Origin of the sequence: Oceanobacillus sp. CFH 90083 (assembly GCF_009389585.1) — a bacterium.
Taxonomy (GTDB): Bacteria; Bacillota; Bacilli; order Bacillales; family Amphibacillaceae; genus Oceanobacillus.
On sequence record NZ_VIYG01000003.1, the window covers coordinates 179,409 to 204,856 of the forward strand.

Consider the following 25,448-nt stretch of genomic DNA (forward strand, 5'->3'; position numbering starts at 1 on the left):
TAGTAAACTTTTGATGTTGTCCCTGCATCTATCGTATTATTTATAATCTTCCCTAAGGGTAAAACGGAAAGAAGATAGGAAGTAATACCATAGAGACAATAACGGAAACGAAAACGAGCGGTGCACCTGCTTTCACATAGTCCATAAATCGATATCCACCTATACCATAAATCATGGTATTAGCTGGCATGCCGATTGGTGTTGCAAATGCTAAAGACCCTCCAATTACGGTTGCCATTAATACAGCTCTTGGATCTGCGCCAATTGAGCTTGCGATCGACAAACTGATTGGCACTAATAAAGCAGTAGTTGCTGTATTGGACATAAAGTTTGTCATAATAGCGGATATGGCCAGAATTAAGAATAACAATAAATATGGTGATGGTGTGCTGCCTAAAAGACCGATTAGTGAATGCGCGATGGTTGCACCAGCTCCAGAGCTGTCAATGGCGGTGGCTAATGCTAAAGAACCGACAAATAAAAGAATGGTACTCATATCAATCGATCTCATGGCAGCTCTTTCTGAAATAACTCTGGTTGCTACTAAAGTTAATGCTCCAACCCATGCAGATACATGCAATGGTACCCCGATAACATCCTCCAGAATCATCGCTAGCACAGTTAAGGTAAGAACAATCAGGGACATATACTGTTTCCATTTAGGTACATTCGAATAATCTACCTGCTGGTTAAAAACAGAATCACTATCTAATGCTCGATCCTTTCGGTTTGGTAATAAGCGATAACCGAAAAAGCAAAAATACAAGATACCAATGATTAATATAGGCAAGCCAACTTTTGCATACTCAAAAAATCCAAATGATAATCCGATATCCTGTAAAGCCGATTGGGCAATCATATTTCCGGGAGCACCAATCAGGCTTAAATTTCCGCCCATCGCCGCTGCAAAAACCAGTGGAAGGAGTAACCTGGACCTGGCAAATCCTGATTTTGCTGCTACACCAATGATAACTGGAATGAAGACAGCAGCTGTACCTGTATTGGATAAGAAACCGGAAAGTGTGCCAGTGATAATCATAATAACAGCAATTAGCATTCGTTCCGTTTTTGCAAATTTTGTAATAATACCACCGAACCTTTGTGCCATTCCTGTTTCAAAAAAAGCTGCGCCAACAATAAACATAGCTATAAAAAGCAATACATTATTATTAACAAAGCCGCTGAAAGCCTCACCCGGATCTAAAACACCGGTTAATATTAATCCAACTGCCACAATCATTGCTGTAATAGGCAGTGGAATCTTTTCCAAAGCAAACATAATAATGGCAAATATTAAAAAAAGCAAAGTAATCATTTCAGGACTCATATAATTCCTCCTAAGGCATATCCGTTTGATAAATGAAAATACGTGAGACTACTCCTTTGACCATGTCAGGAAGGAAGCAATTTGTTGTGAGATATAGCTGATATTTTTCTGTACTTGTGATAATGACATTGCCTGTTCTAAAGTTTGAATACCGGGAATAACAGATAAACATGATTTGATACCGCTTTCATAAAAATCTGGCAGTAAGGAAGTATCTATGCTCCCGGCTATAGCGATCACTGACTTATTTAGATGCTGCGCATGACGTGCAATGCTTACGGGTGCTTTCCCTGACAATGTCTGGGAATCCAATCTTCCTTCTCCAGTAATAACAACATCAACTTGTGGAATGGTTTCTTTAATTTGGAGTTTTTCCATAAACCAATCTGCCCCATCAAATATTTGCGCTCCAAGTGCTAAGCATGCAGCCCCTAAACCACCTGCAGCTCCTGCGCCTGGAGTATCCTGATATTTTTGTAGAATAGGGGATATTGTACATAATCGCTGTATCTGCTTTTCAATTTGCATTAAGTCATCTGGAGTCATTCCTTTTTGCGGACCAAAAATATAGGTAGCCCCGTCCGGACCCCAAAGCGGATTTTGCACATCTGTGATTACGGTTAATGAGACATCTTTATTTGATGTTATACATGTTGAAAAATCTATATGTGTAATAGCTTCTAAGGCAGCAGCTCCTGATAAGACGGATTGATGAGAGGGGGTTGTAATGGTTACCCCTAAGGCTTGCAGCATACCAATTCCCACATCATTTGTTGCACTGCCGCCAAGTGTAATAACAATATTCACTGCGCCATGTTCTATTGCGTGTATTATTGCTTCACCCACACCATATGTAGTCGTATACAAAGGATTTCTCTTGTTTGGAGGGATCATAGGTAATCCACAGATTTGAGCAATTTCAATGACTGCCGTACCATCATGCATCATGGCATAATAGCTTGTTATTTTTTCACCCAGCCCGCCTGTGACTGTACACTCTATCCTTTCTGCAATTTCTGCATCAATTAAAGCATCTATTGTGCCCTCACCACCATCTGCCAAGGGCTTTTGAATAACTTCTAAGCCTCTATTCTCTAATTCTTTTGCTATAATACGATTAATTTCCGAAGAGTCTATACTTCCTTTAAATGAATCGACAGCAGTTAAGACTTTCATGAATTTCCTCCCTCTATATAAGTAAAATGATCTTGTTTTCTCCTTTGGAAAAAAGGTACTCAGATAAGTCTATCTCAGTACCTTTTATGATTGGACACACTTCAAATATAAGGACTACATTATTACAGTGTCAGATTTTTAATAATAGCATTTGTAATTTCTTCTGTATTACTTGTTCCGCCAATATCACGAGTAATGATGCCTTGTGCAGTTGTGTTGCGAATTGCCTCTTGTAAATTATTTGCTTCTTCATGCAGCCCTAAATCCTCCAGCATGAGAGCAGCACTGGCAATGGTGCCAATTGGATTTGCTACACCTTTTCCGGCGATATCTGGAGCTGATCCATGTACAGATTCAAACATGCTCGGGTGACGCTTATCCACCTGCAGATTAGCACTGGATGCAATTCCTAAGCTGCCTGCCAGAGCACTTCCTAAATCGGATAAAATATCAGCGAATAAATTAGATGCAACCACAACCTCCAGGCTTTCCGGATTCAGTACAAATTGAGCAGCCATCGCATCTACCAGCCATTGATCCGTCTCTACGTCTGGATATTCTTTACTAACGCGTTCAAATACTTCGTCCCATAAAACCATTCCATATTGCTGTGCATTACTTTTCGTAACACTGGTTACTTTCTTTCTTTTTCGTGTCCGTGCAAGATCGAATGCAAAGCGGATAATGCGTTCACAGCCATGCTCTGTAAAAATGGAAGATTGAATAGCTACCTCTCTTTCATCAGGACGGGCGCTAAAGTTTCTTCCGCCGATTCCGGAGTATTCCCCCTCTGAATTTTCACGTACTAAGATCCAGTTGAGGCTTTCCGGATCAGGATGGGCGATACGGTGTTGAACACCTGGCAAAAATTCAACAGGTCTGATATTTGCCCATTGATCCAGCCCTTGGCAAATTGCGATACGCAGCCCCCATAAGCTGACATGATCCGGAACACGAGGGTCACCGACAGCCCCAAAATAAATGGCATCATAATTTTTTAAAGTTTCTACACCGTCTTTTGGGATCATGCTTCCATGCTCTATATAGTAATCACTTCCCCAATTGAAGTAATCGCTTTCAAATTTGAATTTACCGTTTGACTGTTCCTCCAGGCAGGTTAATACCTTCATACCGGCTGCAATTACCTCTTTCCCGATACCATCTCCTGGAATTACTGCAAGCTTAAATGTTTTTGTCATTACGCTTCCCCCTTGATTAAGTTATATATATCTTAATCAATGTATACATTAATGTCAATATAATATTTAAAATATTTATTTTTCGTGTTTTAAACTTATTTAATGTATTCATTAAATAAAATTAGCAGAAAGGAATGCATCCCTTTCTGCTAATTTTCTCTGCGCAGTACATTTAAAATTTCAATATGTGATCTATTTCGATGCTCCTGCATAACATACTTTGCGGCTTGTTCATTCTTTGCGATCATACAGGCGACAATCGCTTTATGCTCCTGAATCGATTGTGTCGGTAGAGGTCTTTGATGAATCGTATAAAGCCTGGCCCGGTGACATTGGTCATCGAAAGTTTCATAGGTATTAGATAGACGTTGATTGGAAGCTAAATCTAAAATACGACGGTGGAACAAGTCGTCCAGCTTGGACCAGCGTGCTAAGTCTTCACGATCCAATGCCTCCAGTTGTTCATCAATCATATGCTGGAGCTGCTGGATGTCTTTATCGGTTGCGTGCCGTGTTGCTGCTTCTGCTGCGATGCTGTCAAGTGCTACAATCACACTGTAGATTTCCTGCAGATCCTCTGGACGGATAGGCTCGACAACAAATCCTTTACGGGGGACAAGCCGGATTAATCCTTCCGTTTCCAGCCGGACAAAGGCTTCCCTTACAGGTGTTCTGCTCATTTCCAGAAATTCTGTTATTTCACGTTCTAAAAACATACTTCCTGGAGACAGAATCAGTTCCCTGATGGCAGTTTTAAGTATTAAATAAGCTTGCTGAGGTAATTTATAATCTTCAATATGATGGATGGTTGCTTTTATTTTATCTAATGGAAATTCCATATAAACCGCTCCTTCTTATACACAAAAGATAGCTGTATTATTTCATTTTGTTAATTTGTTATCCAACTTAACCCTATTATACTAAAGATATTAAAGTAACCAGAAGAGTTATTTCTTCCTGTAAGGAGAATAAACAGAAAAGTAGATAAGAATGAAATGCATGAACCAGGCAGTGATGCCTCGTGTGGTGCAATTTCTAAGGTTTCGCAGCGATTGAGCACATGATCTAAAAATGGTATATTTAGATAAATACTAGATACATAACTCGAATAAAACAAAAAGCTGAAAGTGGCTGATCAGGTCACTTTTAGTTTTTGGTTAAAAGAAAGTAAGGAAATAAATATGCAAACACCTGATGCAGCAGCATTAAAAACAAATGGGAGATTCTTTTCTCTTGCCTTTAAGAAAAACAATTATAAAACAGAAGAAATAACAGTGATGCAGAATACGGTCAATCAGCTATTAGAAATTTCTACTACATCGAAAAAGCCAGGGATGCTTCTGGGGCACATTCAATCAGGAAAAACACGCTCTTTCCTTGGTTCCATGGGATTAGGGTTTGATAATGGTTTTGAGGTTGTGATTATCCTGACAAAGAATTCAAATGCGCTTGTCAGACAGACCTATGAAAGATTAGAAAGTGAATTTTTAGAATGCATAGAGGAAGATAATTTAGCGGTTTATGACATTATGAAAATGCCGGTCAAGCTGCGTAAATTTGAATTAAAGAAAAAGCTTGTAATTGTTCTGAAAAAAGAAAAGAAAAATATGCAGCGTTTAGAAAGTCTATTATTTGAAAGGTATCCGGAGCTGGCCATGCGGAAAATCTTATTTATTGATGATGAAGCAGATTTCGCTTCTGTAGCTTATGACAATATCAGAGATAAGAATATAATAGATCTCAAAGTGATTGCCGGGCAAATTGATGACATTCGTGCCAAGTTAGATGATGCGGCTTATCTGCAGGTAACAGCAACACCATACTCCTTATACCTTCAGCCGGATGATATGACGGTTCATGAGCATAAAGCATTTCAGCCGAAGCGGCCGGCGTTTACAGAATTAGTGCCAGTGCATGATAAATATGTCGGCGGAGAAATGTATTTTGAAAAATCTAAAGAAGATCAGCATATGGCGAGTTATCTCTATCATGAAATTCAGGAAGAAGAGCTTGAAATTTTAAGAAAAAGTGATAAACGCAGGGTGAAAGTGACTCATTTACTTAGAGGTGAGCGTTATGAAGGGATCCGCACTGCTCTGATTCATTTTATTGTCGGCAGTAAAATTCGTAATATTCAACAGGAAAAAGAGAATCAGCGTCTTGAAAAATATGCTTTTATTATGCATACCATCACCACAAAGGCTGCCCATCAGTGGCAGGAAGAGGTAATGCTCCATATGGAGGAGCAGCTCCGCGACGCAATGGAGAAGGAAGACCCAGTCTTTGATCAGTTAATCCGGAAAGCATATCAGGATTTCAGGCGCTCACAAAGGGAGGGGATGTATTTTCCTGCCTTCGCTGAAGTGTTTTCCAAAGTCCGTGAAGCCATTGCTGAAGAAGAGCTGTTGATTGAAATAGTGAACTCAGAGCAGGACGTCGATAATCTATTAGACAAATCAGGAGAGCTGAAACTGCGGACACCGCTTAACTTCTTTATCGGCGGCCAAATTCTCGACCGCGGTATTACGATAAAAAATCTAATTGGTTTCTACTATGGACGGAACCCGCAAAAATTTCAGCAGGATACTGTATTACAGCACTCGCGAATGTATGGAGCCCGTCCGCTGGCAGATATTGCGGTTACCCGTTTTTATACAACGAAACGAATTTATGATGTGATGGAGCAGATGCATGAGTTTGATACAGAGCTGCGCAGGGCTTTTGAATCTGGGGCGAACAGCGGGGAAGTGACCTTTATTCAAAAGGATATCAATCATACGATTTTACCGTGCAATCCGAATAAAATTTTATTATCAAGCGTGCAAATGCTGAAGCCGGGAAAAAGGATGCTGCCAACAGGTTTTCAAACAATTGCGAAGAGCTATCTGGAGCGGGAAATGAAGAAAATAGATAAATATGTGGAAACAATGAAGCAGACAGCAAAAGCAGCACACCCCAAGGATGACCGCTGTTTTCTGGTTAAAAAGGAAAAAGTACAGCAGCTGGTAGAAATGATATATCAAACCTATGAGTTTAAAGAAGGCTACGAGTGGGATTTAGAAACTTATTGTGCTGTAATGAACTATTTATCAGAAGAAATAGACACAAATCGAAAAGGATATGTCTGGGTAATTTTACGCCAGAATCGTAATATGGCACGTATTCGGAAAAGCACTGGCCGATTTGAAGATGCACCGGATACAAAGCAGGATGAATTGAAAATAGCTCGTCAGCTGGCCAGGGTCATCCCGGCATTTATTTTGATAAGGCAGCATGGAGCAGAGGAACAGGGCTGGCGTGGCGGCGCTTTTTATTGGCCGGTGCTGGTTGCGCCTGAGGAGACGAAAACGACGGTGTTTGCCGGGAAAGGGATAAAGGAACGGTAATGCTGAGTGAATAATCAGTTTCATAAAAGGGATGCACAGTTGAACAAATAATGACAGCAAGCTGTTGACTGAAGAGAAAAAGAAGACAAAAAAACCAATCAAATTTTGTTTCGAATTTGATTGGTTTTTTTCAGTCAATTAAGCGTTTTTAGCAGCTTCCAGTGCTTTTTCGTAATTTGGATGATTTGTAATTTCATTTACATATTCTACGTAAGTAATGGTATTATTAGCATCTACTACAAAAATGGCTCTTGCTAAGAGGCGCAATTCTTCAACCAGCATACCGTAATTTTCCCCGAAACTGGCATCGCGATGATCGGATAACGTATCCAGTTTCTTAATATCATTTGCGGCACACCAACGGCTTTGTGCGAAAGGTAAATCCATACTGATTGTTAGAATTTGAACATTTGGGATGGTGTCTGCTTCTTTATTGAATCGAATTGTTTCCTCTTCACACACACCTGTATCAATAGATGGAACGGTAGTGATTAATTTAACTTTTCCCTTGTAATTATCTAATGTAACCTCATCTAAATGATTGGAAAGAACAGTGAAATCAGGAGCAGGATCGCCTACTCTAATTTCCTTTCCGATCAATGTGATTTCTTCCTGATTAAAAGTAACTGATGCCATGAAAATTCCTCCTGTAATTCATTATATTTTATTAAAAATGTTCATTAAATCGTTTGCAAGGAGGTTGAGGTTCTCCTTGTATCCCTTGATATGAAGAACATTAATAAATGTAAGCCCGGATAGTATCGATAGTCGTATAAAGTAAATTTAATTTTCTTTCACAAGCTTTTTTAACACACTTATGATAAGTACCGTTTCTTTATTAGACAGCGGTTCTGTCTAATAGAAGTAATAGGCGGACGGCTAACATCCGCATGACTTCCTTACTATCATCGAAGGCGGTAATTCAATATGCTTCATATAGTTCGGATTGTTAATTTTATTTAAAAGCATATCAAAAGCTGTTTTCCCAATGGTTTCAGGTGGTAAAAGGATATTGGTAATAGGCGGATCAATAATATGTGAAGATGAAAAATCCCCGAAACCGATTAATGCAATATCATCTGGAATTTTTAATTTTAATTCCTTAATTTTGCTTATTGCTCCAATTGTCATTAAATCATTCTGAACAAAAAAAGCGGAAATTTGATTATCTTTGGTGAGCAGGTCCTGGACGGCATCTGAGCCACCTTTCACTTTAGCATATCCCTGGACAAAAAATTCTTCCTGATATGGAATATTATATTGTCTCAATGCTTCTTGATAGCCTTTCAGCCTATCATCAGTGGTTGATACATTTGGATAGGAATAAATAAATCCTATCTTTTGATGACCATGCTGAAGAAGATGCATCGTAGCATCATAACCCAATTGGAAATTATCCCCTGTAACTCTTGGAATGTTTTTTATTGTAGATTCGTAGCGATTTAACATAACAATTGGAAAGTTATCTTTTGTATAATTTTGTAAATACTGAATATCACCTGAGGTTGGCGATAGAATAATGCCGTCTACTTGCTTAGAATGAAGCAGGTTAATTGTTTTTTCTTCGTATTCGCGATCTTCGTTGGTATTAACCAGTAACAGATTGTATCCCATCTCTTTAGCGCGTTCCTCGATAGCAAATATCATTTCCGTAACAAAAGAATCCGGAAAACTGGATACAACGAGACCGGCAGTTTTGGAAGATTGCTGTCTTAAATTTTTTGCAGCAGAATTAGGTACATAGTGATGCCGTTTAATAACCTCCAGTACCTTGTTACGTGTTACTTCTGATATATGCTTCGTATTATTAATAACATGAGAAACAGTTGCAGCAGATACATTAGCTTCCCTTGCAATATCCTTCATTGTGATTCCTTCTTTTTTCATTTTATCCCCTCTTAGTTAAAACAATTAACCTTATTTATTTTTATATAGTATCTTACATTAGATTCTTTTACTATTCAACTATTAGGCTATGATAGCAACCATTATTTTATTGACATGAAAAGCGTTTTCATTATAAAATTAGTAAAACGATTAACTAAATGTGATGCATTTTTATTTTGTTATAAGATCCTGCTTGAGCTTTTAGTTGAGTGTGTAATAAAAAATTAAAAAGGAAGTGTCTGACTTGAAAGCTGCAGTATTTGATGAAATTAAGAATATTCGTCTCATTGATAAGGAAATACCTTCATTTGAAGCTGATGAGGTGGTTATCAAAGTGCTTCAAACAGGAATATGCGGTTCAGAAATACATGCGTACAACGGTATGCACCCATTTAGAGAGCCGCCGAGTATTCTGGGGCATGAAGTGGTTGGTATGGTGTTTAAGCTAGGCTCAGATGTTGCGGGGCTTAAGGAAAAAGATATTGTAACGGTTGAGCCCCAATATGGTTGTTCAAAATGTGAATACTGTAAAAGAGGTGACTATCATCTCTGTAATAGGAAAACTATTTTAGGAACTCAAAAGTGGGAGGGGGCGTTTGCTGAATATATTACAGTACCTGCTTCAACCATATACAAGCTTCCGGAAGATGTCCCTTACAAGGTTAGCGTACTTGCGGAGCCGTTAGCAGTTGGGGTTCATGCTGTTCAAGTTGCAGAAATCGAAAAAGGGGATAAGGTAGCAATTCTCGGATCTGGCCCGATCGGTTTACTTACTGCGGTAGCGGCCCTTCATGCAGGAGCTGAACGAATCGTAATTACAGATACATTGAAGCATAATTTGGAGGCTGGTGAAGCAATAGGAGTAACAGATACCGTAGATATAAGCGAAAATTCTATAACGGATTATGTAAAGGAGCACATGGGAAATGTAGATAAGGTTTTCTTGACTGTGGGCTTTGAAACGGTTGTAGAAGACGCGTTCGAGATTGTTTCAAGGAAAGGAAAGATTGTATCCATTGCTATTTTTGAAGGTAAAACAGCCATAGATTTGAATAAAGTATTTATGTCTGAAATTCAAATTCTGGGGTCTTCTATGTACAAAAAAGAAGACTTTCAAGAAGCTGTCAACATTATTTCGCAGCAAAGCTATCCATTAAACGTTTTAACCAAACACACCTTTCAATTAGAAGAAATTAATAAAGCTATGGAGGTTGCTGCTACTAAAAAAGATGGTGCTATCAAAGTGTTAATTGATTTTTCTTAACAGTAAATTTTCATGGAGAAGAGTCCAAAAGAAAATGGATTCCAACTTTTAGTTTATCTTTCCAGTTATTTTAAGTTTATATGTAAGCATTATTATAATTTTTTAAGCAGTGAGAGGTGTAAACAATAAACAGAAAGAGTCTGGAAGCAAAAAGTCCAGACTCTTTCTGTTTATTGTTAATTGTAGCCTATTGTAATGATTTCATTATAAAAATTTAAAAATTAATGTTGACATGATTCCGCTTACAATATATAATTCGGTTTATTAGGTTAATCGATTTACCTGAAAACAATAGTAAGTGATTGCGTTTTCTTTATTAGTATTTGATAAATCGATTAATTAAAGATTGAATCTTTTTTTAATAAATCATAATTGGGGTGATGGAAGTGGGAAGTTTAACACTTGAAGAATTGAAAAAGAAGGCAATAGATTTAAGAGAATCGGCGGTTACCATGGTGTATAAGGCACAGTCTGGTCATCCTGGAGGCTCACTTTCAGCAGCAGATTTCGTAACCGCTTTATATTTTAATGAAATGAATATTGACCCTGAAAATCCAGATTGGGAGGATCGAGACCGGTTTGTTTTATCGAAAGGTCATGTTGCTCCGATTCAATATGCTGCTTTAGCACATAAAGGATTTGTTCCTCTTGAAACAATTAATACACTAAGAGAATATAAATCTCCTTTTCAAGGGCATCCGGATTCTAAGAAGTGCCCAGGAATAGATATTTCCACAGGGTCGCTTGGACAAGGGCTGTCATGCGCTGTTGGAATGGCTTTAGGCGGGAAGCTCGATGAAAAATCATACCGTGTCTTTGCTGTTTTAGGAGATGGTGAGTGTCAGGAAGGGCAGATATGGGAAGCGGCACAGTCGGCTGTGAAGTATGAATTGGATAACCTGGTTGTTTTTGTCGATGATAATGGTTTACAAATTGATGGCCCAACAGAAGAAATTATGCCAAACGGTGATTTAGAGAAGAAATTTGAAGTGTTTGGTTTTGAAACAAATCGAATCAACGGACATTCAATGGAAGAGGTTTTAGAAGCTTTAGATCAAGTGCGGGACGCCAAAAATGGGAAGCCTAAATGTATTATTTGTAATACAGTTAAAGGGAAAGGGGTTTCCTTTATGGAAAATGTTGTTGGCTGGCATGGTAAAGCACCTAATGAAGAACAATACGAACTGGCAATGGAAGAATTAGCAAGGGGGTTAAACGTATGACAGTTATGAATTTGAAATCAAACGAGAAGAAAGCAACCAGAGAAGCTTTTGGTGACGAAATTGCAGAGCTGGGGAAAAATAAAAATATTTTAGTCGTAGATGCGGATATCGGGGGTTCGTGTAAAACAACAAAGTTTATGAATGCGTTTCCTAAACAGCATGTCAATGTAGGGATTGCAGAACAAAATGCAGCTGGATTAGCAGCTGGCCTTGCTACTACAGGGAAAATTCCATTTGTTAGTACGTATGCTGTATTCGGTTCTTTACGCATGGCAGAACAGATTCGACAAGAAGTTTGTTATCCCAACCTGAATGTAAAAATTGCTTGCTCGCATGGCGGCTTAACTCCTGCTAATGACGGTGGAAGTCATCAAGCAATCGAGGATATGGGGGTATTACGTACATTTCCGAATATGAAGGTTATCATGGGGGCAGATTATCATTCTACCCGAAAACTGGTAAAACAAGCTGCTGAAATATATGGTCCTGTCTTCCTTCGCTTCACAAGGGATACGATTCCTATTATTTATGATGAGAATGAAGAATTTGAAATCGGAAAAGCAAAACAACTAAAAGATGGGAAGGACATTGCATTGATTGCAAATGGGGATACGGTCCACCTGGCTATACAGGCAGCAGAAATTTTAGAAAATAAAGGTATTTCTGTGAAGCTGCTTGATATGCATACCATTAAACCGATTGATAGGGAAGCCATTTTGGAATGTATTGAGATTGGTAAAATTGTAACGGTGGAAGATCATAATATTATTAATGGTTTAGGAAGTGCTGTTAGTGAAATAGTTGCTGAACAAGGTGAGGGGATAGTGAGGAGAGTTGGTGTACAGGATCAATTTGGAGAATCTGCTCCTTACGAAAAATTATTAGAAATAAATGGGATCACTGTAGAAAATATTGTGAATAAGGCTGAAGAAATCCTTTAATCTATCATCAAGAGAGAGGGTGCAGGATGAGTCAAAAATTTGGGGTTATTATTTGTAAATATTGTGAGAAAGAGGTAGGAACCTTCCATACAGAAAAAGTAAGTACGCGATATGGAATATGTGAGAAATGCAAAGTAATTAATGAACAGAAAAACTAATTTCATTCATTATGGCCAGTCCTCACTTTAGCTGTTGTTTCTAAGGTAATTAAAGTGGGGATTACTACCTGTTCCGTGTGGGATATAGAAAGATGGGGATCGAAACAATGAAAAAAGTAGCTGTTTTAACAAGTGGCGGAGATGCACCGGGAATGAATGCTGCTATATCGTCGATTGTAAAGCATGGATCTGCTTATGGTATGGAGATTTATGGAGTAAGTCATGGATATGAAGGCTTGATTAATCATGAAATATCCAGACTTAGACCGGAAGACACAGAAGATACCATTCACTGCGGCGGTACCTTTTTACGCAGTGCAAGAAGTGAATATTTTAAAACTGCAGAGGGGCAGAAACAAGCAATAGCCGTGCTGAAGGAGCATGGAATGGAAGGGGTCATTGTGATTGGCGGTAATGGGTCACTGGAAGGTGCGATGAAGCTGTCCAGCCAGGGGATACCTGCTATTGTAATTCCGGCAACCATTGATAATGATGTGAATGGTACAGAATATGCCATTGGTTTTGATACAGCTGTAAATACTGTCGTTGAATCCATTGATAAGGTGAAAGAAACTGCTGCTTCGATTGAACGTACGGTGATTGTTGAAGTGATGGGGCGTGATGCCGGAGATATAGCACTATGGGCTGGAATTGGCACGGATGCAGAATCTATTATTACTCCGGAAGCGGACTTTGATATTAACCAGGTCATCAGCCGGATTGAACAAAATCAAAAACGTGGAAGAATGCATAACATCATTGTTTTAGCTGAGGGAGCTTATAGTGGTGAAGAGCTTAAACAGAAGCTTCAGGAAACAATAGATTTAGAGATAAGAGTTCTTGTACTTGGTTATTTGCAAAGAGGAGGAGCGCCAAGTGCTTATGATCGCATACTTGCCCATGAGATGGGGAAAAAAGCTTTAGATTTATTCAGACGCAGGCATACGGGGGTTATGGTTGCAGTTAAAAATGGAAAAATAACAGAGCATGCATTTGTACAGGCTGCTGATGAGAAATTAGAAAAAAGCACTTTCGGCAGAGTGAGAAGTGTATCAGAGTAAGTAGGAGAATAAAATCTGTGCAGACAACGACAGGTTATTGGTTAAGCTGCTAGATGAACTTCCAATCAATGGATACCTTCAAATAGATTTACAAAATTTTATTATCGACATAACGGCGAGACAGGAGGGAAAGAATTGAATAAGCTTCGAAATACAGTTGTTTCTATGATTTGTGCTCTGGCTATTGCAGTAATTGTCGTGTTCTTTTCGACGGGCAATGTATTATCTGAAGATGTGACCGTAATCCGGTTTGGTCACGATGCTGCGGAGACAAATGAGAGACATACTGCTGTGCTTCATTTTCAGGAATTAGTAGAAGAAAAATCGAATGGACAGATGGAAGTAATTATCTTTCCGAGTGATCAATTGGGATCAGAGGCTGAAAAAGTGGAAAGTGTTACATTAAATGATTTACAAATGGTTACAGCTAGTGCATTTAGCCAATATGATCAAAGAATAGGAGTATTTGAACTTCCGTATCTATTTGATTCCTATGAGCAAGCATGGGAAGTTTTGGATGGAGATATAGGAAGAGAAGTAACAGAACCATTTTTGAAAGATAATCTCAGAATACTTACTTTTTTTGAAAACGGTTTCCGTCATATTACTGCAAATAAAGCAATTGAGAATTTGGACGACTTAAGAGGGCTTAAAATAAGAACCCCGGAGTTCCCTATTTCGTTAAGTACTTTTTCAGCTTTGGGTGCTAATCCAACCCCGATGGCTTTTGGAGAATTATATATGGGACTTCAGCAGAGAACAGTTGATGCACAGGAAAATCCGGTCGCTAACACGCTTGCAAGTAGATTTAATGAAGTTCAAGATTACCTGATTATGTCAGGACATCAATATATTCCAATGCCTGTTGCAATCAGTGAGGAGTTCTGGCAATCGTTAACTCCAGAGGAACAAAAAATTATTGAAGAAAGTGCTTTAGAAACAGCAGAGTTTCATAGAAATTTAATAGTAAATAAGGAAGAACAAATAATTGATGAATTAGAGCAATCTGGTATGACGGTAATTTATCCGGATACGGATGTATTTAAAGAAAATGTAGAACCAGTTTACGAAAAATTCCGAAAACAGTTTGGGCAGGAATTCGTAGATAAAGTAATTGAGGCGGCTGAGTAGCATGAAGACAAGGGGTGGAAAGTAATGAAAATAATAAGGTGGCTGGATAAGCACTTTGAAGAATACATTCTTGTGTGTTTAAGTGCCCTTACAGTTATTATTATATTTCTTCAGGTGATTATGAGGTATGTATTTGATAACTCGCTGACATGGTCGGAAGAACTGGCACGATATATGTTTATATGGCTGATATATATAGGTGTAAGCTATGCAGTGAAAGAGAAAAGGCATTTAGGTGTTGATGCCATAACGATGCTGTTTCAAGAAAAAGGAAAACTGATGATTGCGCTGCTTGCTAATGTGCTGTTCTTAATATTTGCATTAGTAATGACTTACTTTGGACTAGATATCGTTTTAAGAATCACTAGAGAATCTGCTGCATTGCAAATCCCTTTAAGCTGGATTTATGCTGCTCCAGTCGCAGGTATGACTTTAACATCTATCAGACTTATACAGAACATGATCATTGAAATCAAACAATTAAAAGGATTAAAACATAAAAATTCGAGGCAAGTAACAGATGAACAGGGGGAAACGGCATGACGGCATTTATTTTATTTGGCAGTTTCTTTCTATTCACGGCATTAACGGTACCGATTGGAATTGCACTAGGCATGGCTGGTCTCATTACAGCTATTTATTCTTCTGATATATCCATTACCTTTCTGTCTCAAGGGTTAGTTACATCGACAGACAGTTTTCCGTTAATGGCTATCCCTTTCTTCATTCTGGCTGGGGAGATAATGGGAAAGGGTGGTATTTCAACACGATTATTTGACTTGGCGAATGTATTTGTAGGTCGTTATACTGGCGGATTTGCCATGGCTGCAGTTATCACAGCGATGTTTTTTGCAGCTATTTCCGGTTCAGGTCCTGCAACGGTTGCGGCGGTTGGGGGTATTATGATTCCGGCGATGGTTGCGGAAGGGTACAATAAGAAGTTTGCAACAGCCCTTATTGCAGCTGCCGGATCATTAGGAATTATTTTACCTCCAAGTATACCAATGGTTTTGTATGGGATATCAGCAAGTGAGTCTATCGGTGATTTATTCATCGGCGGTATTCTGCCGGGGATTCTCATTGGGCTATTTTTAATCATTTGGGCATATGTATATTCGAAAAAAATGGGATATAAAGGGACAGATGAGAAGTTCAGCTTTAAGAAATTGTTCTCAGCAATTAATCAAGCGAAATGGTCTTTATTAGTACCAATTATTATCCTGGGCGGTATTTATGGAGGAATCTTTACACCGACAGAAGCTGCTGTCGTTACAGTGGTTTATGCCTTATTTGTCAGTGTTGTCCTGCATAAGGCGATTAAACTGAGTGACCTGCATGGGATATTAAGAAACGCTTCACTAAGTTCTGTAGCTATTTTAATTATTATTGGTACAGCAAATGCATTTGGGAATATCTTGTCATTTGAAAGAATACCTCAAGCATTTGCAGACGTATTTTTATCTATTTCTGATAATAACTTCATTATTTTATTGCTTATTATTGTGATGCTGTTAATTATTGGGTTGTTTATTGATACTTCTGCGGCTGTTATTATATTCACACCAATTTTATTCCCAATGGCTATTCAGATTGGAATGGACCCTATTCACTTTGGAATTGTGATGATTGTTACACTGGCAATCGGGTTTATCACTCCGCCATTAGGTGTAAATTTATTTGTCGGTTCAGGAATATCAGGGTTAAGTATACCGGTATTAGCCAGAGCTTCTATTCCTTTCTTTTTTGTTCTGTTAGCAGGACTTATTGTTATTGCGGCAATTCCACAACTGACATTGCTTTTCTTATAGCAATTTAAATATCTGGATAACAAAGAGAAAGACAGGATTTAACATATGTTAAAAATAAAATGAATAATAGATAGGAGATTAAAATATGTTTAAATTAAATAATAAGGTTGCAATCGTAACAGGTAGTGGATCAAAAACAGGTATTGGAAGAAATATCGCTTTAACACTGGCAAAGCAGGGGGCATCTATTGTAGTTGCCGACTTAAACGCAGAAGGCATTCAAGATACTGTAAAAGCTGTAGAGGCAGCAGGAAGCAAAGCTCTTGGAGTAGAATTAAATGTAACTAGTAAAGAGTCAGTAGATAAAATGATTGAGAAAGTTTTAGCTGAATTTGGCAGAATTGACATTCTCGTTAATAATGCTGGCATCTCTCAAAAAGTTACTGTTGAGGATATGACATTAGAAGATATGTCAAAAGTGTTTAGTGTAAATATGTTTGGATTATTTCTCTGTACACAGGCTGTTTTAAAAACAATGAAGGAACAGCAATTTGGAAGAATTGTAAGTCTTTCCTCCGTATCTGCTAAAAGAGGAGGGGGAGTATTTGGCGGAGCGCATTATTCTGCTTCAAAAGCAGCAGTGTTAGGCTTTTCTAAAAATCTTGCACGTGAAGTGGCCACTGATGGAATTACAGTGAATTGTGTTGCACCTGGTTTAGTCAACACAGAGATTTGGAAGTCGCTTCCTGAAGCGGATGCAAAAAAAGTAATAGATAGCATTCCTGTCGGGAGACCTGGTGAAACGGATGAGATTGCATCCACGATTGCATTTTTAGTATCGGATGAAGCGTCTTATATAACTGGAGAAGAAATTGATATTAACGGTGGTTCCCATATGGATTGATGGGTAAGGGGAAAGAACATGTAGTGATAACAGCATCCACAAATATAATGATGAGAAAAGCTATGATTCTATAAAAATAAAAGAATCATAGCTTTTTGTTTGTAATAAAGACTCACCTTGGTCTGCATTTCTAAGAGACATGGTGAGTTTTGTTGAATGTATTTTATATTGAACCAGTTTATTTATCAATAACCGTAGTAGCCTGTACTGTTCATACATAAATAGCACAGGCTTGATTCTAATGACAATCCGAATTATAGAGCACCTCGAAAATATGGCAAAGGGGACAAAAAAGAATGGCATCAACTGCATTATTGTTAATTCTGGGGTAGAAGAAATAGCTATTGCAGAAAATGGAAAATTAGATGTCATGATGGAAGTGAATATTAAAACAGATGAAATGCTTCATAAGCTAAACAGGTTGTATGCAGGCTGGGAAGTACTGAAGCAGCTGGTGAAACCGTTGAAGTATACAATAACACGGGATGAAAAAGGTGTGTTATTGCAAACGAATGCAATTACTTATGTGGTCAGGAAATGCGGCGATTACTGATAGATGCCGGCTCAAACAGAAGAAGATTTCTTAGAATGGCCAGTGTTATTTAAACCGTACATCCTCAGAAATCTCTTCCAGCTTATCCCACTCTAAAATCCGTACTTCATCATTCTCGCACTCCACAATCCCTTGATCCATCCACTGTTTTAAAATACGATTAACATGTCTTTTGGTTGTTCCAATTAAAGCAGCTGTTTCTTCAAGGCTATTGGTTGAAATATATGAAGCTTGAGAATCTGCATCAGAAGAGACAGTGCATAAAAAAGCAGCAAGGCGGACATTAGCAGGAGACAGAGCATTCACTCTGGATGAAATGGTGCATGTCCGAAGCTTGTATGCCAATTCTTTTAACAGTATTTGTGAGAATGCTGCATCATATTTTAACTCCATTTCATAAATCCTTCTGGGGATAAAGACAAAAGTACATGGCTCTGCCGCAATACAGTTCGATTGAATCAAGCACTCTTCCAGAATTTCAATGTCTCCCATAATAGCAGGCATCTGACAATAACGCAGTAACAGTTCTTTGCCGGTGATTTCCTGACTGGAAACAAAGTATTTTCCGCTTACTAAAAAATAAAATCCATCTATCTCTTCTCCGGCAGTTAATATGTATTCATTTGATTTGTATGTGCGAATGATGACTTCCTTTTCCAATGCATTTGGAATCGAATAATTATAGATAACAGCAAATTGTTTTAATGCCATGTGATTTTCTCCTTGGGACATCTGTCCTTTTGTATTTTTTAATACATAGTATACTTAAAAAACGAGGTGATTCAAATGAATTTTGTTTTTGATATAGATGGTACGATATGCTTTGACGGAAAAACAATAGACTCATCCATTATACAAGCACTGGAGGAAATAAAAGCGTCAGGGCATCAGGTGATTTTTGCATCCGCTAGACCAATCCGGGATTTATTGCCTGTTCTGCCGGAATCTTTTCAACAAGAGAAGCTGGTTGGAGGGAATGGGGCATATACTTCCAATAATGGAAAGGTTGATGTCATTCATTTTCAAGATAGTCTGCTGACAAAGCTTATTACACTGGTAGAGGATAACCAGATAACGTATTTGGCAGACAGTGACTGGGATTATGCTTTTACAGGAGAGAAGACGCATCCTATTTATAAAAATATTAATCAGACTTCAGCTGAAAATCGGGAATTGAGAAGTTTGCATAAGCTGTGTAAGCTGGTTCTGTTTCAACCTCCGCAACAAATAATAGATGAACTGTCCAGCCTGCCTGTAAATATAACCAGCTACAAAGGAGAAAATGCGATAGATATCAGCCCGGTTGGAATCAATAAAGTGAGAGGGCTGCATAGCTTACAGGTACAGGAATTTATTGCATTTGGGAATGACAGTAATGATCAGTGCTTGTTTGAGAATGCATTGTATAGCGTCTGTGTCGGTGAACATGAGGTTAAACAATATGCATCGGCATCAGTGAAAAAGAAAGAAGTTTCAGCGATGATAAAGAAAGTGTTGAGTGCCTATGGAAATAAAGAAATACACGAAGTATCTGTTTAGATCTCTATGATAAAAGGAGAGATAGCATGAATGAAGAGATTATCTCGCAATTTCCTACACTAAATAATCGAAATTATCTTGCCAGCTGTTCACAGGGATTATTGCCGGCGGGTACTTCCAGTGCAATGACAGCATATCACGAGGAATTGCTGACTAATGGAACCAATTGGGACGCAGCAATGGAAATGCTGGAAAAGGCCCGGGAATCCTTTGCTGGTCTTATTGGAGCAGATACGGACGAAATAGCTGTTGTATCCTCTGTATCACATGCTATTTCTGCAGTAGCAACAGCATTTCCAGATTCTTTAACAAGAGATGAAATAATCTTCACAGATCTTGATTTCCCCACTGTTGCAGACGTATGGTTCTCACAAGCCAGGTTTCAAGGAAAGCTGCATGTAATTCCAGCTGAGCAAGGGGAGATTTCGTTAGAATCCTTTGAAAAGTATATCAATGAAAAAACATTGCTTACATCCATTCCTCATGTTCACTATAAAAGTGGATTAAGGATGGATATCAGGGAAATAGCAGAAATGGCACACCGATACGGTTCACTATTATTTGTAGACGCCTATCAGTCAGCCGGTCATTGCCCTATCCATGTAAAAGAGATGGGAATCGACTTCTTGACAACCGGAACAAGAAAGTATTTGTTAGGAATTCCCGGAATTGCTTTTCTGTATATTAATAAAGAAACTACCGAAAAACTTCAACCTGGCATAACAGGATGGCTGGGGAAAGGAAAAATAGGTGCGAGAAAATTTGATACAGGTACGCCTTCATTTATCAGTGCTTATACTGCCAGGGCATCTCTGGATTTGATTCAATCTGTAGGTGTTCATCGTATTGCTGCTTATCTTAAGGAATTAGGGGTGTACACGGTGCAGTACGGATGCGAAAAAGGACTAAGGTTATATGGAACTGAACAGCTGGAAAACAGAACAAGTCTAACTGCATTTGCTCATCCGCAGGCTGCTGAGGTTGTTCGTAAGCTGCAAAATAAAGGAGTTGTATTGACTGCAAAAGACAACATAATCCGGATCGCACCACATTTTTATAATACCCGGCAGGATATTGAAAGAGCGATTGATGAAATCGTGCTTTTATCGGAATAAATAAGGAGAAGAATAAATGCAAAATGATAAGTATACTATTTTTCTAACCATTGCAAAGCAGCTTAATCAGAAAAACATTATCCCGCTATTAATGGGATCTGTAGGCTTGGAAGTTGTTACAGGGAAGAACTGGGATGCGAAAGATTTAGATATTCATGTTCCCGGTGATGAAAGAGGCTGGGAGATTCCACCGGAACAAGCTATCTATGATTGGGATGAAATTATGAATATCATGTTATCGCTGGAATACAGCTTAATTGATCTGCATGAGCATGAATTTGAAAAGGAGAGCTTGGCTGTGGGATTCGGCATTATGGATACATTACCAGACTTTGCCGGGATACCGCTGAAGGATTTAGAACTTCACCAGCAGGGAGATGTAAAGTATTATTTGTTAACATCGGAACAATATTTAAAAGTGTATAAGGCTTCTTCTAAAGACAGCTATCGTGCGGATAAAAATAATGAGAAAGATGTAGATAAGATTTTGTATTTACAGAGATTCATCTCACAAAATAGGAAAGAACATTAATATGGCAGGTACAGATGCAGCTAACCTATCGGCGTTCATAGGGGCATACTACGATATTTTACGCATGGAAGGATATTGTATTAGCTGTCTGTAGTGGAGAAGAAAGTAGTCAGGAAGAAAATGCATTGGACGAAACAGGAGATATTCAAGAATGAGTGCATCACTATAACTATGCAGATACCCTTCCTTACATATTTTCTGAAATATATATACAAATAAACCATATATTATCAGAGAGAGCGAATCTGGGGAATGAAGGAATTAAGCAGTGTATTTTATCCGCCTTCATAATTATTTCTCCTTGGACATACGCTAAAGCAAGGAGGATGATAGGATGGATAAAACAGATGAGCCAATGAAAAGAATGGCTAATTTGCGATTATCACAAGCGGGATTCGCTTCATATTATAAGCACTTATTAACCCGAAACCACCTTCTTTTTAAGGGAAACCGCAAAAATACACCTCATCAGCAGAGGATACACAGCGTAAATTCTTATCAGATACACTAACATTTGTATCATGTGCGTGTAAGCAGCATCGCAGGACTTGCCGTTTGGTATTCTTATATCAAACGGTTGTTTTAATGATACATAAATTACTTTCGATACTAGAATAAAGTATCTCCTTTTAGATAAGCAGATTAGCATGAGTGCAGCAAGGCATTATTTACTCAAAGGCTTTGCGGATGCCAAGGTTTTTAATAAATTCTAAAGGGGAATATATGATGACAAAGGAATATTCTCTTTTTATCAAAGGCTAAACAATGCTACAATAATAAAATATCATTGATTCTACAGAGTTATCCGATTATATATAACCTTGAACATAGAAGAGGCAGCAAGAGGTGCCTATTACACCGCAATCGTCGCCCTATGATAAATAAAAAAGAAAAATATACACGTTTTATATAGAGCAGCAGGAGGAAGTATTATGGTAAGAACAAAACAAGACGTGGAACGGTTAGAAGCTGAACTGAACCGTATTCACGCTAGTATCGATATCAGCTCGGAGGAGTTATTTAATGATAGAATCAAAGGAATTTGGAAGAGGCTGAAAACAAGCTCAGGAAATGAACAATTAAAAAATATGCCGCTGGATAGCCTTTTAACATTGGAAAAAGGGCTTCCTGTCCATATTCTGATGCATAACGGCTTGCAAACGGTGAAGGATATAGCTGAGCAAACGCCTCAAGAATGGATGCAGCTGGACGGGATCGGGGAGCAGACTGCGCAGCGGATTTATCAGGCTGTTGCAAAAATAAAAGCATCTGTTTATGAACAGGCTACCCCCCGGGTAAATCCGGATGATATTTCAGATGAAGATATGAATTTGCTGGAATCTATTTATAAAAAGTGGCATCTGCTGAAGCTTGTGGAGGAGATGCAGAACAAATTCAAGGAGTATTATCAAGAAACAATTTCCGATATTGAAATGGCAAAGAAGCAGAAGGGCTTTTTTTGGGCATTATTCCAGCCAAAAGAGGAAAAGGAGCAGATTCGGTCTGCTTTTGCCAATTTAAATAAAAGCAAGCATCAGAAGGAATTAGAGCAAATTAAGAAAAAATTAGATTACATGCTTGATTTTGAAGTGAGCAAAGAGGAGCTCAGGAAACATTTTGAAACAGAAAATGCCTTTTATTATACAGAAATTGAAAAAGCAACGGACTTTGACTCGAAGAATATCTCGGAAAGCTTACCGCAAGAAGTTGTAGAAGCAGTTAATCGTTATCCGCTTGATACAAAAGGCTTGGACATTACTTTAAGAAATTATCAAATTTTTGGTGCGAAATATGCACTGCAATATAAAAAAACACTGCTGGGCGATGAGATGGGGCTGGGTAAGACGATTCAAGCACTTGCTATTCTTAATCATCTCAAGCAAAAAAAACAAGGACATGCTGTGATTGTTTGTCCATTAAGTGTGGTTGCAAATTGGAAAAGAGAACTGGAACAGCGGTCTGATTTACAGACATTTGTCTTTCATGGCAGCAATCGTGCGGAACATTTTAAAGCTTGGCAAGAAGAAACAGGGGTATTAATTACAACGTTTGAATTGGCGGGGCATCTTCTGCCATTTGAAAAAGAACAGTCCCTTGATGCGCTGATTGTCGATGAGGCGCACTATGTGAAAAATCCGAATGCCAAGCGCTCACAAAACGTTTATTATTTAACGGATAAGGCAGAATATGTGCTGTTTATGAGTGGAACGCCTCTGGAAAATAGCATAGAAGAAATGAAGCAATTAATTTCTGTGTTACAACCGGAAATTGCGAACAGTTTAACGAAGGAAATGCACCTGCTTCATCCGCAGGCATTTCGCAAAGCGATTGCTCCAGTTTATTTAAGAAGAAATCGGCAGGATGTCTTAAATGAACTTCCCGATTTAGAAATAATTCCGGAGTGGGTTCGTTTTGGAGAGGAAGAGGAGAAATTCTATCAGCAGGCAGTGAAGGGTGAACAGGTTATGGCAATGCGCCGTGCAGGCTGGCAGGGTGGGACTCCAGATAAATCGCCGAAGCTTGAAAAACTTTTGGAAATATGCGCGAATGCTAAGAAGAATGGGCATAAGGTGCTGGTATTCTCTTACTTTAAAGATGTTATTGAAACAATCAGTAAAAATCTGAAAGGCAGGAGACATCGAACCATTACTGGAGATGTTTCAAATCATAAAAGGCAGGAAATTATTGATGCCTTTACAGCTGATGAGGCTGGTGCGGTGCTGGTCAGTCAGATTACTGCCGGTGGTGTTGGATTAAATATTCAGGCAGCCAATGTGGTTATTTTATGTGAGCCGCAATGGAAGCCATCCATGGAGGAGCAGGCAATCAGCCGTGCTTTCCGTATGGGGCAGTCCCGAAATGTGGTCGTTTATCGTTTATTGACAGAGGACAGTATAGATGTAGCGATGCTGGAAGTATTAGGGGAGAAGTCGGATCTCTTTAATCTGTTTATCAGAGAAACGGATACGGCTACTCGTATTTTAGATGAACAGGAGCAGGAGGAAGAAGAGGCTTCGATTCAGAAAAAAGTATTAGAGCTGGAGAAAGAACGATTTTTGCAGATTGTGGGTTAAGAGGGGAACTTGGTAAACTTTGTGGCAGTCTTATTAAAAATAGTATTAATCATATTTTTGATAAGACTGCCTGTTATTCTGTAAAGAGTATTAAATGGATTATTACGATTGAGAGTATAGCATACTGATTTTAATATATAGGAGAACAGTTATTGATAAATCTCTTTTAGAGAGTTAATAAATAGCTTAGAGATATTCGTCATATAAGTATCTTTCTTATATACTACTGCTAAAGACCACAGCATACTGGGATCATTTAATGTAAAAACCTCAATATTATCTGGAAGCTGTTTTCCCTTCAACCCGCCCTCGGGCATAAAAGTGAAACCCATTCCTGCAGAAACTAAATTTATTGCTGTAGTTAAATTCTCAGTTTCTAATATATGTTTAGGTTCAAAATGTTTTTTGCTGAAGTGCTGTGAAATTGCTGATGTTAAATTTTGTCCAGGTTTGGTAATAATAAAAAGCTCTGATTCTAATAAGGAAATATCTATATAAGGATATTGCTTAAAATTATCTGATTTTATTTTTCTAACCAGTGAGTGGTCTTTATTACCTACAAGTAAAATTTCCTCTTCCATAAGTGTGTCGTAAGTAAGCTTTGAAAAATCCATATCAGCTGGCAAGTTCATTACGGCAAAATCAATTTTTTCATTCAAAAGCTCCCTTACTAGAAAATTAGATTTCCCCTCCGTAATATTTATTTCAATATTTGGATGCATGGTCGTAAAGGAAGGCAGAATTTCCGGCAATAGAGAAGCGCCTCTCCATATTGCGAGTCCAAAACGAATTTTCCCTCGATCGTTTGCTTGTATTTCAGAAAACTCTTTCTGTAGTTTTTTTTCCAGTGACATGATTTGTAAGGTATATTGGTAGTAGCGTTCTCCTGTGTAAGTAAGTTTTAATGGAGATGCGTTGCGATCAAATAATTCGACTCCAAGATTCTCCTCCAGTCTTTTTAAATATTTACTAAGAGAAGGCTGTGAAATATATAGCTTTTTAGCTGCTTTTGATAGCCCTTCTTCCTCTACAATAGCTAAAAAATATTCGAAATTTTTAAAGAACATATTATAGTCTCCTTTTACTATATAACCAAAAGTCTATAATGACTATAGAACAATTCCCATTACTATTCAAATAGATATTGTTATAAGATGAATATTAACAATTATTCCATTGAAATAATTAATGTAAACGCATTCTTGAGGGTTATTTCTATTGGATGTTGTT

24 protein-coding genes are annotated in these 25,448 nt (G+C 38.2%); 16 read left to right on the top strand and 8 right to left on the bottom strand.

The features are described from left to right. Window positions 1-52: 52 nt before the first annotated feature. The 4 genes from FLK20_RS05815 to FLK20_RS05830 form a co-directional block, all read right to left on the bottom strand. Window positions 53-1,327, bottom strand: coding sequence for an SLC13 family permease (locus tag FLK20_RS05815; RefSeq protein WP_152655604.1), 1,275 nt, complete (start codon window positions 1,325-1,327; stop codon window positions 53-55). 48 nt (window positions 1,328-1,375) lie between these two features. Next, complete coding sequence (locus tag FLK20_RS05820) at window positions 1,376-2,503, bottom strand: glycerate kinase (protein ID WP_152655605.1); 1,128 nt, start codon at window positions 2,501-2,503, stop codon at window positions 1,376-1,378. Between the two features lie 122 nt (window positions 2,504-2,625). Continuing rightward, window positions 2,626-3,702 carry a tartrate dehydrogenase gene (locus FLK20_RS05825; protein ID WP_152655606.1) on the bottom strand — a complete coding sequence of 359 codons (1,077 nt, stop codon included), beginning with the start codon at window positions 3,700-3,702 and terminating at the stop codon, window positions 2,626-2,628. 149 nt (window positions 3,703-3,851) lie between these two features. Continuing rightward, entirely contained in the window at window positions 3,852-4,541 is a 690-nt protein-coding gene (locus tag FLK20_RS05830; RefSeq protein WP_152655607.1) for a GntR family transcriptional regulator, read from the bottom strand. Between the two features lie 342 nt (window positions 4,542-4,883). Here FLK20_RS05830 and FLK20_RS05835 point away from each other — a divergent pair, with 342 nt between their 5' ends. After that, on the top strand, window positions 4,884-7,088 hold the full coding sequence (locus FLK20_RS05835) for a Z1 domain-containing protein (RefSeq protein ID WP_152655608.1): 2,205 nt from the start codon (window positions 4,884-4,886) through the stop codon (window positions 7,086-7,088). A gap of 138 nt (window positions 7,089-7,226) precedes the next feature. On the opposite strand, the gene tpx is transcribed toward FLK20_RS05835, so the two are convergent. Both tpx and FLK20_RS05845 read right to left on the bottom strand, forming a co-directional pair. Further along, the gene (gene tpx / locus FLK20_RS05840; protein WP_152655609.1) at window positions 7,227-7,724 is read right to left on the bottom strand and encodes a thiol peroxidase; all 498 of its coding nucleotides are present in this window, start codon (window positions 7,722-7,724) and stop codon (window positions 7,227-7,229) included. A gap of 243 nt (window positions 7,725-7,967) precedes the next feature. Beyond that, window positions 7,968-8,975, bottom strand: coding sequence for a LacI family DNA-binding transcriptional regulator (locus FLK20_RS05845; RefSeq protein WP_152655610.1), 1,008 nt, complete (start codon window positions 8,973-8,975; stop codon window positions 7,968-7,970). Window positions 8,976-9,219: 244 nt separating this feature from the next. Between FLK20_RS05845 and FLK20_RS05850 the strand changes: the two genes are divergently transcribed. From FLK20_RS05850 to FLK20_RS05895, 10 genes are all read left to right on the top strand, one after another. Then, window positions 9,220-10,239, top strand: a complete 1,020-nt coding sequence (locus FLK20_RS05850) for a zinc-dependent alcohol dehydrogenase (protein WP_152655611.1) — start codon at window positions 9,220-9,222, stop codon at window positions 10,237-10,239. A 380-nt stretch (window positions 10,240-10,619) separates the two neighbouring features. Beyond that, window positions 10,620-11,462, top strand: coding sequence for a transketolase (locus FLK20_RS05855; RefSeq protein ID WP_152655612.1), 843 nt, complete (start codon window positions 10,620-10,622; stop codon window positions 11,460-11,462). After that, a complete protein-coding gene (locus tag FLK20_RS05860; protein ID WP_152655613.1) occupies window positions 11,459-12,403 on the top strand; it encodes a transketolase family protein in 945 nt (314 codons plus the stop codon). Before FLK20_RS05855 ends, FLK20_RS05860 begins: the two co-directional genes overlap by 4 nt. Window positions 12,404-12,429: 26 nt before the next feature. Next, a complete protein-coding gene (locus tag FLK20_RS05865) occupies window positions 12,430-12,561 on the top strand; it encodes a GapA-binding peptide SR1P (RefSeq protein WP_152655614.1) in 132 nt (43 codons plus the stop codon). Window positions 12,562-12,668: 107 nt separating this feature from the next. Continuing rightward, window positions 12,669-13,622, top strand: a complete 954-nt coding sequence (gene pfkA / locus FLK20_RS05870; protein ID WP_152655817.1) for a 6-phosphofructokinase — start codon at window positions 12,669-12,671, stop codon at window positions 13,620-13,622. 135 nt (window positions 13,623-13,757) lie between these two features. Beyond that, window positions 13,758-14,753 (top strand): TRAP transporter substrate-binding protein, encoded by a 996-nt coding sequence (locus FLK20_RS05875; RefSeq protein WP_152655615.1) that lies wholly within the window; start codon window positions 13,758-13,760, stop codon window positions 14,751-14,753. Between the two features lie 24 nt (window positions 14,754-14,777). Then, the gene (locus tag FLK20_RS05880; RefSeq protein ID WP_152655616.1) at window positions 14,778-15,296 is read left to right on the top strand and encodes a TRAP transporter small permease; all 519 of its coding nucleotides are present in this window, start codon (window positions 14,778-14,780) and stop codon (window positions 15,294-15,296) included. Continuing rightward, complete coding sequence (locus FLK20_RS05885; protein WP_152655617.1) at window positions 15,293-16,561, top strand: TRAP transporter large permease; 1,269 nt, start codon at window positions 15,293-15,295, stop codon at window positions 16,559-16,561. The genes FLK20_RS05880 and FLK20_RS05885 overlap by 4 nt, the downstream gene beginning before the upstream one ends. Before the next feature lie 85 nt (window positions 16,562-16,646). After that, window positions 16,647-17,405, top strand: a complete 759-nt coding sequence (locus FLK20_RS05890; protein WP_152655618.1) for an SDR family NAD(P)-dependent oxidoreductase — start codon at window positions 16,647-16,649, stop codon at window positions 17,403-17,405. 241 nt (window positions 17,406-17,646) lie between these two features. Then, entirely contained in the window at window positions 17,647-17,958 is a 312-nt protein-coding gene (locus FLK20_RS05895) for a hypothetical protein (protein WP_152655619.1), read from the top strand. Between the two features lie 45 nt (window positions 17,959-18,003). On the opposite strand, the gene FLK20_RS05900 is transcribed toward FLK20_RS05895, so the two are convergent. Further along, a complete protein-coding gene (locus tag FLK20_RS05900) occupies window positions 18,004-18,669 on the bottom strand; it encodes a Crp/Fnr family transcriptional regulator (protein WP_152655620.1) in 666 nt (221 codons plus the stop codon). Window positions 18,670-18,744: 75 nt separating this feature from the next. On the opposite strand from FLK20_RS05900, the gene FLK20_RS05905 reads away from it, so the two are divergent. From FLK20_RS05905 to FLK20_RS05920, 5 genes are all read left to right on the top strand, one after another. After that, window positions 18,745-19,497 carry an HAD-IIB family hydrolase gene (locus FLK20_RS05905; RefSeq protein WP_152655621.1) on the top strand — a complete coding sequence of 251 codons (753 nt, stop codon included), beginning with the start codon at window positions 18,745-18,747 and terminating at the stop codon, window positions 19,495-19,497. Window positions 19,498-19,523: 26 nt separating this feature from the next. After that, the gene (locus FLK20_RS05910; RefSeq protein ID WP_227994870.1) at window positions 19,524-20,612 is read left to right on the top strand and encodes an aminotransferase class V-fold PLP-dependent enzyme; all 1,089 of its coding nucleotides are present in this window, start codon (window positions 19,524-19,526) and stop codon (window positions 20,610-20,612) included. Window positions 20,613-20,628: 16 nt separating this feature from the next. Then, on the top strand, window positions 20,629-21,144 hold the full coding sequence (locus tag FLK20_RS05915) for a phosphoribosylanthranilate isomerase (protein WP_152655622.1): 516 nt from the start codon (window positions 20,629-20,631) through the stop codon (window positions 21,142-21,144). Between the two features lie 334 nt (window positions 21,145-21,478). After that, on the top strand, window positions 21,479-21,655 hold the full coding sequence (locus FLK20_RS21560) for a hypothetical protein (RefSeq protein WP_194165542.1): 177 nt from the start codon (window positions 21,479-21,481) through the stop codon (window positions 21,653-21,655). Between the two features lie 421 nt (window positions 21,656-22,076). After that, window positions 22,077-24,218, top strand: coding sequence for an SNF2-related protein (locus FLK20_RS05920; protein ID WP_152655623.1), 2,142 nt, complete (start codon window positions 22,077-22,079; stop codon window positions 24,216-24,218). A gap of 149 nt (window positions 24,219-24,367) precedes the next feature. Here FLK20_RS05920 and FLK20_RS05925 read toward each other — a convergent pair whose 3' ends face one another. Further along, window positions 24,368-25,285 (bottom strand): LysR family transcriptional regulator, encoded by a 918-nt coding sequence (locus tag FLK20_RS05925; RefSeq protein WP_152655624.1) that lies wholly within the window; start codon window positions 25,283-25,285, stop codon window positions 24,368-24,370. Between the last annotated feature and the right edge of the window lie 163 nt (window positions 25,286-25,448).

Excerpts from the sequence above, each read along its gene's own strand:
- FLK20_RS05815 (WP_152655604.1), bottom strand. The coding sequence starts at position 1,327 with ATGAGTCCTGAAATGATTACTTTGCTTTTTTTAATATTTGCCATTATT.
- FLK20_RS05820 (WP_152655605.1), bottom strand. The coding sequence starts at position 2,503 with ATGAAAGTCTTAACTGCTGTCGATTCATTTAAAGGAAGTATAGACTCT.
- FLK20_RS05825 (WP_152655606.1), bottom strand. The coding sequence starts at position 3,702 with ATGACAAAAACATTTAAGCTTGCAGTAATTCCAGGAGATGGTATCGGG.
- FLK20_RS05830 (WP_152655607.1), bottom strand. The coding sequence starts at position 4,541 with ATGGAATTTCCATTAGATAAAATAAAAGCAACCATCCATCATATTGAA.
- FLK20_RS05835 (WP_152655608.1), top strand. The coding sequence starts at position 4,884 with ATGCAAACACCTGATGCAGCAGCATTAAAAACAAATGGGAGATTCTTT.
- tpx (WP_152655609.1), bottom strand. The coding sequence starts at position 7,724 with ATGGCATCAGTTACTTTTAATCAGGAAGAAATCACATTGATCGGAAAG.
- FLK20_RS05845 (WP_152655610.1), bottom strand. The coding sequence starts at position 8,975 with ATGAAAAAAGAAGGAATCACAATGAAGGATATTGCAAGGGAAGCTAAT.
- FLK20_RS05855 (WP_152655612.1), top strand. The coding sequence starts at position 10,620 with ATGGAAGTGGGAAGTTTAACACTTGAAGAATTGAAAAAGAAGGCAATA.
- FLK20_RS05860 (WP_152655613.1), top strand. The coding sequence starts at position 11,459 with ATGACAGTTATGAATTTGAAATCAAACGAGAAGAAAGCAACCAGAGAA.
- FLK20_RS05865 (WP_152655614.1), top strand. The coding sequence starts at position 12,430 with ATGAGTCAAAAATTTGGGGTTATTATTTGTAAATATTGTGAGAAAGAG.
- pfkA (WP_152655817.1), top strand. The coding sequence starts at position 12,669 with ATGAAAAAAGTAGCTGTTTTAACAAGTGGCGGAGATGCACCGGGAATG.
- FLK20_RS05880 (WP_152655616.1), top strand. The coding sequence starts at position 14,778 with ATGAAAATAATAAGGTGGCTGGATAAGCACTTTGAAGAATACATTCTT.
- FLK20_RS05885 (WP_152655617.1), top strand. The coding sequence starts at position 15,293 with ATGACGGCATTTATTTTATTTGGCAGTTTCTTTCTATTCACGGCATTA.
- FLK20_RS05890 (WP_152655618.1), top strand. The coding sequence starts at position 16,647 with ATGTTTAAATTAAATAATAAGGTTGCAATCGTAACAGGTAGTGGATCA.
- FLK20_RS05895 (WP_152655619.1), top strand. The coding sequence starts at position 17,647 with ATGACAATCCGAATTATAGAGCACCTCGAAAATATGGCAAAGGGGACA.
- FLK20_RS05900 (WP_152655620.1), bottom strand. The coding sequence starts at position 18,669 with ATGGCATTAAAACAATTTGCTGTTATCTATAATTATTCGATTCCAAAT.
- FLK20_RS05905 (WP_152655621.1), top strand. The coding sequence starts at position 18,745 with ATGAATTTTGTTTTTGATATAGATGGTACGATATGCTTTGACGGAAAA.
- FLK20_RS05910 (WP_227994870.1), top strand. The coding sequence starts at position 19,524 with ATGAATGAAGAGATTATCTCGCAATTTCCTACACTAAATAATCGAAAT.
- FLK20_RS05915 (WP_152655622.1), top strand. The coding sequence starts at position 20,629 with ATGCAAAATGATAAGTATACTATTTTTCTAACCATTGCAAAGCAGCTT.
- FLK20_RS21560 (WP_194165542.1), top strand. The coding sequence starts at position 21,479 with ATGGATAAAACAGATGAGCCAATGAAAAGAATGGCTAATTTGCGATTA.
- FLK20_RS05920 (WP_152655623.1), top strand. The coding sequence starts at position 22,077 with ATGGTAAGAACAAAACAAGACGTGGAACGGTTAGAAGCTGAACTGAAC.
- FLK20_RS05925 (WP_152655624.1), bottom strand. The coding sequence starts at position 25,285 with ATGTTCTTTAAAAATTTCGAATATTTTTTAGCTATTGTAGAGGAAGAA.